At 47.6% G+C, this 12,382-nt stretch carries 8 protein-coding genes; 1 reads left to right on the top strand and 7 read right to left on the bottom strand.

Features of this window, described 5'->3' with window-relative positions:
- Positions 1-45: 45 nt before the first annotated feature.
- The 3 genes from AB4Y93_RS19705 to AB4Y93_RS19695 all read right to left on the bottom strand — a co-directional run bounded on the left by AB4Y93_RS19705 (position 46) and on the right by AB4Y93_RS19695 (position 3,701).
- Positions 46-1,638: an extracellular solute-binding protein gene (locus AB4Y93_RS19705; protein WP_441894558.1), complete on the bottom strand. Its 1,593-nt coding sequence runs from the start codon at positions 1,636-1,638 to the stop codon at positions 46-48.
- A 69-nt stretch (positions 1,639-1,707) separates the two neighbouring features.
- The gene (locus tag AB4Y93_RS19700; RefSeq protein WP_441894557.1) at positions 1,708-2,592 is read right to left on the bottom strand and encodes a carbohydrate ABC transporter permease; all 885 of its coding nucleotides are present in this window, start codon (positions 2,590-2,592) and stop codon (positions 1,708-1,710) included.
- Between the two features lie 137 nt (positions 2,593-2,729).
- Positions 2,730-3,701 carry an ABC transporter permease gene (locus tag AB4Y93_RS19695; RefSeq protein ID WP_441894556.1) on the bottom strand — a complete coding sequence of 324 codons (972 nt, stop codon included), beginning with the start codon at positions 3,699-3,701 and terminating at the stop codon, positions 2,730-2,732.
- A gap of 245 nt (positions 3,702-3,946) precedes the next feature.
- On the opposite strand from AB4Y93_RS19695, the gene AB4Y93_RS19690 reads away from it, so the two are divergent.
- Positions 3,947-5,941 (top strand): beta-galactosidase, encoded by a 1,995-nt coding sequence (locus tag AB4Y93_RS19690; RefSeq protein WP_441894555.1) that lies wholly within the window; start codon positions 3,947-3,949, stop codon positions 5,939-5,941.
- Between the two features lie 217 nt (positions 5,942-6,158).
- Here AB4Y93_RS19690 and AB4Y93_RS19685 read toward each other — a convergent pair whose 3' ends face one another.
- From AB4Y93_RS19685 to AB4Y93_RS19670, 4 genes are all read right to left on the bottom strand, one after another.
- Entirely contained in the window at positions 6,159-8,693 is a 2,535-nt protein-coding gene (locus tag AB4Y93_RS19685; protein ID WP_441894554.1) for a LamG-like jellyroll fold domain-containing protein, read from the bottom strand.
- Between the two features lie 31 nt (positions 8,694-8,724).
- Positions 8,725-9,624 (bottom strand): carbohydrate ABC transporter permease, encoded by a 900-nt coding sequence (locus tag AB4Y93_RS19680; RefSeq protein ID WP_167277132.1) that lies wholly within the window; start codon positions 9,622-9,624, stop codon positions 8,725-8,727.
- Positions 9,625-9,652: 28 nt separating this feature from the next.
- A complete protein-coding gene (locus AB4Y93_RS19675) occupies positions 9,653-10,567 on the bottom strand; it encodes an ABC transporter permease (RefSeq protein WP_441894553.1) in 915 nt (304 codons plus the stop codon).
- Positions 10,568-10,641: 74 nt separating this feature from the next.
- Positions 10,642-12,273 carry an ABC transporter substrate-binding protein gene (locus AB4Y93_RS19670; protein ID WP_441894552.1) on the bottom strand — a complete coding sequence of 544 codons (1,632 nt, stop codon included), beginning with the start codon at positions 12,271-12,273 and terminating at the stop codon, positions 10,642-10,644.
- Between the last annotated feature and the right edge of the window lie 109 nt (positions 12,274-12,382).

The following is a 12,382-nucleotide window of genomic DNA, read 5'->3' as shown; positions in this document are numbered from 1 at the left end:
CTCCCTTTGGAGTTTTGATGGGTGCTCTGACAACGCTTATTTGGTTTATTTCGCAGAATCGGCGTAAAGGTCATTCATTTCTTTCACAAGATCGTCACCGCCGGATTTTTTCCAAGTTTCGAATGCAGCTTGAAGGCCAGCTTCATCGGTTTGGCCAACAATAAATTTGATACGTGCGTCGTTGATGATGTTGTCGAGCTGCTGGCCTTTTTGCGAATAGACATTAGAGATAAATGGCTCAGCCGGATTTGGAACGATGTATTGCTCAGCTTCCTTCTGAATTTCCGTTGTGTGAAGACGAAGCGGCGTTTGCTGTACAGTAAGCCCTCGTCCTGCCGGGATGTATGGAAGCATTTGGTTTAGTCCTTCTACTTCGGATTCCAGCAGCGCTGCATCTTTGCTTGGAACAAGAGCTTCGCCGTCCTTCGTGTAATGCTTACCCTCTATGCCATAACCGGCTAGTGTAGTCAGGTCATCATCATTCATTTGATCAAGGAATTTCAATACACGCTTGAGCTCTTCCTCTGTCTTAACCGTTGTCTTAGGAATCGCAAGTAAGCCTGCGAAGCCGGAAGTCGGCAGTGCTTTTAAAGCACCATCCGTACCTGTTACCCCAATCATATTGTCCATGTACTGCGATTCCGGATTATCTTTGTTCTCCTTCGCTAGTGCCGCATGAATTTTATCTTCAATCCGGCCAGCAGTATCGGTAACATCTACAATGACACCGGCTTGGCCATTAACAATTGGATCAACCCATTTCGCTGAATCAAATACGGCAAAATCCTGATTGATCAGCTTCTCATCATACAGCTTCTTCATAAATTTGAGCGCTTCCAAATATTCTGGTGTCTGATGCTCCGGTACAAGCTTGCCGTCTATAATACCCCATTTATTTGGTGCGCCGAACCACAGCTTGATTGTATCAAAAGCGCTTGCCCAGGCACCGGTCCATTTGACCAGCACCATACCGTAAGTATCATCCTTACCGTTCTTATCCGGATCTTTCTCCTTGAATGCTTTCAGCATGTTGTAGAAATCATCAATGGTCTTAGGCTGCGAGAGGCCTACTGCTTCCAGCCAATCCTTGCGATATACAATTCCGTTTCGCCCAAGGGCACGTCCACGGTAGATACCGTAGTTTTTGCCGTCGATCGAGGAGTTGTTCATAATGACCTCGTTCGCCTGGCTCAAATTCGGATAATCCTTCAAATAAGGGCCCAGCTCCCAAAATGCGCCGGATCTGACGGCATTCACAAAGCTGGGATCTTTGGAACCAGGTACATATATGATTTCAGGTAGCTTGGTCGAAGCCAGCGTGATATTGAATTTATCTCCATAAGAAGCATTCGGCACCCATTCAAAGTGAATGTTTGTATTGGTTTTTTTCTCAATCTCCGTAACCACAGGACCGTCGTCTTTAGGGAAGTTTGTCTTGAAGATCGGGAGCATGATGCTGATATTTAGCGGCTTCTCGTTTGTCTCGGCCGTTGCTGCTGCCGAAGCTTCTGTTGTCGCTGCGGAGGATGCTTCGGGATCTGCGCTCTCTTCCTTATTGCCGCTGCAGCCTGCAAGTGCTGATACTGCCAATGTTCCAAGAGCTGCTGTTGCTACCCATTTCTGCGTCTTTTTGTTCATCTTTACTAGCGCCTCCTTTTAATAATTGCGTTAACAATACATTAAGCGTTGCTTATATCGTAATCCGTATTACCCCTTGACCGAACCGATCAAGACGCCTTTAGCAAAATGCTTCTGAAGGAACGGATAGACGAGCAGAATTGGGATGGTTCCAATGACGATAACCGCCATCTTAATGGATTGGTCTGGCGGTGCAACAAAATTCGGGTCCATCGAATTAATGTCGCCAGCAGCCGTCTGCGACAGGAGTACGATTTGTCTCAGCATGACCTGAAGCGGCCACTTCTGTGGATCATTGATGTACAAGAGCGCGGAATAGAAGTTATTCCAATGCCCAACTGCATAAAACAACGTAAAGGTTGCCAGCACTGGCATCGAGAGCGGGAGCACTATTTTCCAGAGTAGCCCAAGCTCGGTACATCCATCAATCTTCGCTGCCTCCTCCAGCTCGGCAGGAAGCTCCTGAAAGAAGTTTTTCACAATGATCAGGTTAAAGGCGCTGATTGCACCGGGAAGGATTAGAGCCCAGTACGAATCCAGCAAATGCAGGTCACGTACAACGAGATAAGTTGGAATAAGACCGCCGCCAAACAGCATTGAGAAGACGATCAGGTTAAGCACCGTATTACGCCCCATTAGATTCCGTTTCGATAACGCATACGCCATCGTTACGGTGAAGAACAAGTTGACTAATGTCCCAAGTATGGTAACGTACATGGACACTTTAACACTTTGCAATATCGTATCCGTTGAGAAAATAAACTGGTAAGCCGCTATCGTGAACGTCTCAGGTATAAGGAACACAGCTCTTTTCGTTAACTCCGCGTCAGATGCGAACGACCCCGCTATGATGTATATAAAAGGCAGCACGGCAAGCAAGCTGATTACGCTTAGCACGATCAGATTGGTGATGTCAAACGCCGTTCCAGAGACACTTCTATATTGTTTTGCCATTTGCTTCTCCTCCTCAAAAGAATTACCACACTAATGGCTCAGTTGTAGCCATGGGTGGAAATTCTTACTTCGTAAGCGAAATCTTAAAGAATTGCCATACCTATGCCATAGGTGGTGATTCTTCCTTCGTAAGCAACCTAGTAGATGCCGGACTGTCCGAAACGCTTGGCAAGCCAGTTCGCCCCAAGCACCAGGACGACACCGATAACCGCTTTGAACAAACCTACAGCTGTACTATAGCTGAATGCTCCTTGTGTGATCCCCATCATGTACACATACGTATCGAACACTTCCGCTACGTCCCTATTAAGGGGGTTCAGCATGAGGAAGATCTGCTCAAATCCATTGTCCAGCACGTCCCCCATCCGCAAGATCAGCAAAATAATAATCGTGCTTCGAATCGATGGGAGTGTAATATGCCACAACTGTCTCCAGCGGTTCGCTCCATCCGTAATCGCTGCCTCATATTGCTCTACATCAACACCGGCCAGGGCAGCTAGGAAGATGATCGTACCAAAGCCGGTTTCCTTCCAAATGGTCTGCATAATAATCATCGGCCGGAACCATTCGGGACTAGAAAGGAAGTCGACTTTGCTGCCAAAATACTTCTGCAGCATTTCGTTAACTAGACCACCTTCGGTCGTCAGAAACACATAGGTCAAGCTTGCTACAATAACGAGCGAGATAAAATGCGGGATATAGATGAGCGTCTGAACAATTCTTTTGAAGAAAGCTAGTCTAATTTCATTTAATAGAAGAGCTAATATAATTGGTGCCGGGAAATAGAATACCAGATTGTATAAGGAGAGTATTAAAGTGTTTCGCAGCAGCATGAAAAATTCAGGATTAGTGAAGAAGACATGGAAATGATCAAGTCCTACCCAATCACTTTTCCAAAAGCCCAAAAAGGGCTGATAGTTTTTGAATGCCAGCATTACACCCCACATCGGCACGTATTTGAAAATAATGAAATATAACAGGCCCGGAGTTAGCAGCAAGTACAGCCACTTATCTCTCTTGAGCCTTCCCAGTACACTAGGTCTTCTCAATTTGTTCGTATTCGTCTTCTGCATCATCTCGATCGGGCTGGGAGCAGCCGCCTGCTTCATTCACGTTCACCTCCAAGTATTGGTTGCCTCTCATGCCCTTATTATTGAACCGATAATGCCTTTCCGCCAATCGTACATTTTTGTGTAAGCCCTTCCAAACCCTGGTTGCAGGTGCAAATCAAGATAATCCAAACCCGTCAAAATAGTAGAAAGCCCAGTCAAACCAAGCAAAATTGTACGATTGTTCAGGTGTTGCCTAGCGCCTATAGTGAAACTGCAAGAATCATGAAGGATAGGTGATGAACATGGGAAAGAAGCTTTACCACGGTGCTGCATGGTATCCGGAGCTTTGGGACGAAGAGGCTCTTGAGGTTGATATTCGACTAATGAAGGAAACCGGAATAAATGTCATTCGGATTGGTGAATTCGCCTGGTCGACCATGGAGCCTCATGAAGGCGAAATCGATTTGGACTTTTTTGTCCGTATGATTAAACGGTTGTATGAAAATGGGATCGAGACGATTATGTGTACGCCAACTGCAACACCACCAATCTGGTATAGCCACGGTCATCCCGATCGAATGTATGTGAATGAGCAGCTGCAGACAATGGGACATGGCTCCCGGCAGCATGCTTGTACCAACCATTCTTCCTTCCGGGAGAAGGCTGCTGTCATTACAGAGCATATCGCAAGGGCCGTTGGCCGCTTGCCTGGTCTAATCGGCTGGCAGCTCGATAATGAATTCAAAGCCCATGTGTCCGAGTGTATGTGCGGGACTTGTCTCTCGTTATGGTATCAATGGCTGGAGAAACGTTACGGAACGATCGAACGGCTAAACGATGCTTGGGGAACTCAAATCTGGAGCGAATATTATCATCGTTTCGATCAGGTTCCACAGCCCGGGCCAGCGCCTTTCCTGCATAATTCCTCCCTTAAGACGATGTACCAGCAGTTCTCGATGGAGAAGATTGCGGAGTTTGCTGATGAGCAAGCAGCGATTATTCGGATGTATTCCGATGCACCAATTACCCATAACAGCAGTATGGCTTTTAGTGTAGATAATGAGCGACTATTCCGCGGATTGGATTTTGCCTCCTTTGATACTTACGCCACAACGGATCATGTGCCAGCCTTTTTGATCAACAATGACCTATTTCGCAGCTTCAAGCGGGGACGGGATTACTGGATTATGGAGACAAGCCCATCCTTCGCAGGGTCGCTTGAGAGCTATGCAAAACCTCATCCAAACGGCTACTTGCGAGCAGAGGCTGTTGCGGCTTATGCACTTGGCGCCGAAGCTTTCTGCTATTGGCTTTGGCGGCAGCAGCGTGCCGGCTGTGAGCAGCCGCATGGCTCTGTTCTAAGCGCTTGGGGCAAGCCAACAGTCGGATATTCGAATGTGCTTGAAGTGGAGCAGGCAAGGCGGGACATTGAAGCGGTGATTTTGTCCACACGACCAGCGCAGGCGGAAGTAGCCTTAACCTACTCGGACCGAGCTAAGGTATTCCTGAAAACAGAGCCGCACCGCAAACTGAATCATCGCGGACTCATCACCGACTTTTACACACGAATCCTGAACACAGGTATTCACCGGGATGTTGTACCGGAGGGCTCGGAGCTAGTCGGATATAAGCTGCTGTTCACTCCATTTCTCCCTTACATGTCAGAGGAATTTATGGATCGGGCAACGGAGTTTGTAGAGGCTGGTGGATTTTGGGTCATCGGCCCTCTCACCGGCGGCCGAACGGAGGAGCATACGATTCATACCACTTCCGCCCTAGGCAAGCTGGAGCGGCTTGCTGGAGTAGAAGCTGTCTACACCTACCCGATGGATGGCAGCGGTGCTATTGGACATGCATTTGGGTATTCGGCGCCTCTTTCCCTTTGGAGCAGCGTGTTTAAGCCCGAAGGAGCCACTGTAATCGGCACCCTTGAAGGCGGATTAACACCAGGCCTCGCATTTATCACCGAGAAGCAGCATGGCAAAGGTAAAATCGTTATGCTCGGCTCCATGCCGACTAGCGACGAGGGGCAGTGTTTGCTGGAAGCTCTCATCCAGCATTATGCAGATAAATCTGGTGTGACGCTCCGCTCGGATGTAACACCTGGCACTATTGTCGCGCCAAGACGCGGTGACGGCTATGAGCTATGGATCATCGTCAACATGGACGGCATCGGCGGCAGTGTGACCATCCCGCGCCCAAGCGTCGATGTGTTAAGCGAGGAGTTGCTTGCTCCCGGTACCCGGCTTGCGCTTGGGAGCTATGAATATCGGGTAGTCAAATTCACAGGAAATTAACGGTAGATTGCGTGCACAGTCGAATTTTTCTTCCGAGTGTATCGCCAAGTAACTCTATTTGTTCACATGTTGGATTTGCTCCAATGGAATCAGCCTCAACTTAGGCGCGATATTAACGATTAACACACCGAGTATGTTGGATGCAATCTAGTGTACAACAAAAAGATCGCCGACTACCTGATAAAACAGGCTAAGCCGGCGATCTTTCTTTTTTTACTTATGGGTTCACCAATTCTGCTATTTGAGGTGGACTCAGTGCTCCTTCATATACCTGCAGCTCATCAAGCTGTCCTTTGAACGGAGTATCCCACCAGTTCACACCAAGGCTGAAGACCGAATCGGTTCCGGTGAAAATATCCGGGAAGTTCGAACCGCTAAACTTCAGTTCCCCGTTAACATATACGGACAAAGTTCCGTTATCAACGGAATAAGCTAGATGTGTCCACGAGCTTGTTGGAATAGTTAGTCCTGCGATCCCGTCATACCAGACATTGCTGCCCGACCATACCATGGTATTATCGCCAACCGGCCCTTTAGGGAGCAGGCTGACCCAGTTGTAGCCGTCTTTTGCTCCAAAGAAAGTTGTTGTATAAGTCGTCAACTGCTCGGGCTTCACCCACAGCGATACGGAATATTGATTGCTGTCGATCAGCTTGTTTGGCAAACGTACACCAGACGCCCCATCCAATACCGCAGCATTGCCATCAACGCCATCTGTATACGATATCGTACCTCCCGTATTGTCGATCCGATTACCTGTGACCGAACCTGCCCCAAAGCTGCCCGTGGAGTCTGTCAAATCATTTTCAAACGAATACTTCGCGACAAGCGTAGCATCTTCATACGGAAGCACCGTTAAGTTAAAGACCTTCGAGCTTGTCACGGTTCCCTTCGTAATGACAGCGGTCAACGTTACGGCTGCATTACTTGAGCCAGAGTCCGGACGAACGACCACACCTGCTGCCGACACAACATCCGGATTGCTTGATGTCCATGTAATCGAGGCATGACGCATGCCTTCAGAAGGAAGATCCAGGTTCGCAATGACTCGACTGGTATCTCCAATATTCAAATCTGCCTTAATATCCGCAACGATCTGCGAGTCTTTCAGATCCTCCTGCTTACTGCCCCAAATGGTAACCCCTTCATTAGACATAGCTGTAAATGTCATAACGAATTGTTCGGAGCTAGGGTCCCATCCTTTCACGAACACACCTTTGTACGTTTTGCCATCCAAAGTGAGTTCCGCTTCATTATGACCTGTCGACTTCCAAGTCCCCGCTGCATCGCCCGTCACCTTATTGCTCTTATTCAGCGTAATGTAGCTGGACTCTACAAGGTCAGCCGTTGTTCCCTTGCCATGATTAATAAATTTATATTCGCCGATTAGATCCTCGCGCTTTACCTTCTCAAGGGATTCGCCCGAATAACGGTATGGCGCTGTGACAAGCCAGCCGTCTTTATTCATAAACATCTGGTGCACACGAACTTCGTGGAACTCGCCTTTCTGCGGGAACCTGGAATGGAAGACTAGAAACATTTTGCCGGTATCCGGGTCCTGATAGAACGAGTTATGTCCTGGCGAAACATAGCCGTAGCCGATGCCTGTTCCAGGGTCGCCAACTTCACGCTTGAAGAGGAAGTTCCCCATCAGCTTATTACCGAATGCGGACACATCGGTGTCACCCGGAAGTACAGCGCTCTTCCCTGCGGCATCTACGAAAGGACCAAGCGGATTCTTGGAGCGGTACAATCTCATATTGTAGCCGCCGTCTGCACCCAGCCAACCGATTGTATCAAACAAATAATAATAGTCCGTTTGCTTGTTGTAGACCATGTAAGGACCTTCACCGGATTTGTAGAAGCCGCCAGCGATCTTCGTTCCAAAATAACGATCTACTAGTCTTCCATCCTTCGTTACGGAGTCTTTCCCCGGATAGATTGCTTTGCCTGTTGCCGGATCAATCTGCAGCGTGAATATGCCGCCTGACCAAGAACCGTAAGACATCCACAGCTTACCGTTCTCATCAAACATGAGCTGCGGGTCAATCGCATTCGGATACGTAATGTTGGAGAAAGTACCATCGCTATTAAACCATTTGTCGCTGGAGCCACTTAGTTTCCCGCCCTCAATCAACTGCGGGATATTCGTGTTTGTCCATTTCTTATTAATGACGCTATTAGCATCATATGCCTCACCTGCTGTAAATCCGGAATAAACGAGAGTATCCACATACGTGTACGGACCCTCGATGTTCTGGGACACACCAAAACCAATTGCCGAGCGGATGTATGTGGACGAAGTGCAATAATAAATCATGTAAGCGCCCTTCGTTCCATCCGCATTGACATAGCTGTCATTCCAGAAAACATCCGGCGCCCAGACAGAGAAGCCGCCTTTGCTGTCGGAATCATTTTCCCCGGCCCACTTAAAAGATGTCGCGAGATTCTGTGATAGATTCCCGTAAATCACATTGTTTGGAGTGGTATATCCGTTCGTAAACGTTTCCCAATTCATCAGATCGGTTGATTTGGCAGCCTCTATATGCGAGCCAAATACATAGAAGTTGTCGCCGTCTCTGACGATCGAAGGGTCATGAACCGATACATTGCTGTAGGTTGGTGCAGCCGGCTCTCCACTTGTGCCAGGCTCCTTGTCAGATGCAGTGGTTGCCCCGCTCCCCATCACAGTTACTGGAATCACTAACGTAAGAATTAACGTGGACAAAATCAGCTTATATGATTTTCGCATTCTTCGAACATTCTCCTCTCTTCATTTGAGATCATCCTTTAACTGAGCCGATCATAACCCCTTTCTCGAAATACTTCTGAAGGAACGGATATAACATAAGAATCGGCAGAGACGACACGATAATGACGCCGTATTTGATCTGGTCCGCATACCGCTGGGCATAGCCGCCCGACGCAGCTCCACCACCTGTACCCGCACCGTTTTGGAACACCTGATTAGACAAAAGGATGTCGCGAAGCACGATTTGAAGGGGCTGCAGGTTGTTATCCCGAATGTAGATCAGACCCGTAAAGAAATCATTCCAATGCCCTACCAAGTAATAGAGGCCAATAACAGAGATTAGGGCCTTGGACAATGGCAGTGCAACCTTGGCGAAATACATGAAATGCGAGCAGCCATCCATTACAGCGGCCTCATGCAGCTCCGCAGGCAGCGCCGTTTCAAAGAAGGTACGAGCAATAATCAAAAAGAAAATATTGACGCAAAAAGGTAAAATAAATACCCAAAACGTGTTCGTCAGATGAAGGTCTTTCATTAACAGGTAGGTTGGAATAAGGCCGCCGTTAAAGAACATCGTGATGACAAACAGAAACATGATTGGACGTCTCGCCTTAAATTCCTTCCGGGACAGCACATAGGCAGCGGGCATCGTAAACAGCATGTTTACGAATGTGCCAAATACGGTATAAAACAAGGTGTTCCGATATCCGATCCACACACGGCTATCCTGGAATATTTCCTTATACCCGAATAGACTTGACCCCTTCGGAAACAGCAGCACCTTGCCCGTCGAGACCAGCGTTGAATCGCTAAAGGAAGCGATGATGATAAAGTACAGCGGATAAACGATGATGAGAAAAATAACTGCACATAAGGCATACAGCACAATGTGAAAAGCTAATTCCTTTCCGGTTAAACCTTTAAGTGCCAAGGTAGACCCCTCCTTTCTGAAAACTGTCTTAATACAAGCTTGTATTAGACATCTTTTTCGATATGGCGTTCATCGCAAACAAGAATACGAAGTTAATGACCGTGTTAAAGAGCCCGATGGCAGAAGCGTAGCTAAATTGATTGGATATGATCCCGATCTTATACACATAGGTCGCGATAACCTCTGAGACGGGCAAATTAAGCGAGTTTTGCATCAAGAAAATTTTCTCAAAGCCGGTGCTAAGAATATTCCCCATACTAAGGATGAACAGGATTAGAATTGTTGGGATTAGAGCAGGAATATCTACATTCCGGATAAGCTGCCATCTGCTCGCGCCATCGATCTTGGCCGAATCATACAGCTGCGGATCAACTGTTGACAGCGCTGCCAAATAAATAATGCTGTTCCAGCCGCAATGCTGCCAAATATCTGAGAGCACATAGACCGGAATAAACGTATTGGTGGAGGCGATGAGGTTGATATGTCCCAAGCCAAGACCCTTCATCATATAACCGATGACACCCGTCTCCGGTGACATCAGAACGTTCATCATCCCAACGAGCACGATAATAGATATAAAATGCGGCAAATAAACGGTCGTCTGCATCAACGTTTTCATCCGCTTGCGGCGGATCTGATTCAAGATCAAAGCGAGGATAATAGGCGCTGGAAACCCAACGATAATCGTCGCCAAGCTGATCAGAAACGTGTTGCGCATCAGATCCGAGAATAGATAACTATCAATAAACTGCTTGAAATAGTCCAAGCCTCGCCATTCGCCCCCGGTCAGACCTTTCATAAAATCAAAGTCCCGGAACGAAAGCTGAATCCCGTACATCGGAATATAGTTAAAGATTAGAACAGCGGCAATGGCAGGCGCGATCATGATCCAAAGCTGATAATCCCGCCGTAATGTCCGAAGTCCTCCTCCACGTGTTCGCATAGGCTAATATCCCTCCTTTACATGCCGGATCTGCTACGCCGCTCTGGAAAGCGGCATAGCAGATCCCCTGCTCGTTATTGCTTTTTGTATTCGTCGTAGTATTTCTGCATAATTTCAAGGTTTTGCTTGAGACCTGCTTTCTCGCTTTCCTTCACATAGCTGTCCCAATCTGATTCGATGCCGCCTTTTGTAACCCATTTGGCAAAGTTGGTATTCGCCAGATTCATGACGTTCGTATTATTGAGTCCCATCGTGCTGTTATCTGCACTAGAATATTTGAGGAAGCCAGGGAAGACGTCATTATCTACGTCAATCTGAATGGCGTCAATTGGCTTCGATTGCTCGAGAACCTCCTGCATATCTTTGCCCAGCGTCAATTGAAGCGTATCCGGGATATAGAAAGCACCGTTATCGGCCATCGTAGATGTCCATTTCCATGTGCCTGGATCCATTTTCGCATCAGCCGGCGGCAGTACACTATAGCTGCCATCTCCGTTATCCTTAATGTTTGGCCCAAGGGATCCGAAGAGAACCTGCATCCCCATATCAGGAGCGTACAGCTCATTAATGAAGCGCATAACCGCTTCCTTGTTTTTCGATTTGGCTGACATCACAATTTGGTTAATACCATAGTTCAAGGAGTTATAGTCATAGCTCCAAGATACCGCGCTGTCCGGAGTAGCTTTTATTGGCGACATCGAGGTGTATTGCGGAGCAAGCTGCTCGCCGAACCGGTCAGAAGCTACCCATCCGAACGTAAAACCAACCTTCGCCATATCCCCTTCGCCGCGGGCAACGGACTGGTATTTCGTATAATCATGCGTGAATACTTCCGGATTAATGAGACCTGCTTTATTCAGCTTGTTCAGGAAAGTAACCATCGTCTTATAACGCTCGTCGACGAGATAGTTTTTCACTTTACCATCTTCAACAAAGTAACCTTGCGGACTGCCATCTGTGAGGGTCATCCCTGTACCGCTCAGTAAATAAGCAGCGTTGAAATAACCGCCGATTCCGCCCGGCCAGTCCATCGGAATTTCATCGTTAGGATCACCATTGCCGTTTGCATCCTTTTCTTTGAATGCAAGAAGCACATCATATAATTCATCCCAAGTTGCAGGCATGCTCAGACCCAGATTATCAAGCCACTGTTGGTTAATGTACATACGTGTAGCCGTAGAAGGCCAATACCGCTGATATTTCGGAAGACCAAAGATTTTTCCGTCCGACTGCTCGGCAATCTTCTTCGTCTCCGGCTTCGCTTCGAACATCGCTGTAACGTTTGGCGCTTGATCCAGCATACCGGATAGATCTTGGAACAAGCCTTGGAACTGTGCGAAGTCCGCATCGGTAATTACGTTAGGACCAATAAAGAGATCGGGTACATCGCCGCTCGCGAGCATCGTCCCTTTTTTCTGATCCCAATCAGCCGTAATTTCCTGCCATTCAATCTCGACCCCTGCTTTGTCTTCCACTTGCTGCAGCCATTCCATATCCTTGAGAGGTTTCGTCAAAGGATGCTTCGTCATAATGGCGGTCAGCTTAACTTTCTTCCCACTGTCCGTACCTGTGGAACTGTTGGCAGTTGGACTGCTTCCCGTATTCGTATTGCCATTGCCATTGTTGCCGCCCGAGTTGCTGCATGCTGACATCATTGTCGTTGCCGCCAGCAGGACGGAGATGAAACTGACTACTTTTTTCCGCATGTCATTGCCCCCTCATATAAGTAAGTTTAATAACTTGCAGCAGCATCAGTCTGAAGCGCTGCCCCAGGACTTTGGCTCCCGGTACAATCACTCTAATCTCATCAGCACG

Source organism: Paenibacillus sp. YAF4_2 (assembly GCF_052113225.1).
Lineage (GTDB): Bacteria > Bacillota > Bacilli > Paenibacillales > Paenibacillaceae > Pristimantibacillus.
The sequence above is the reverse complement of the archived record's forward strand: the minus strand, read 5'-3'. Positions and strand labels throughout refer to the sequence as shown.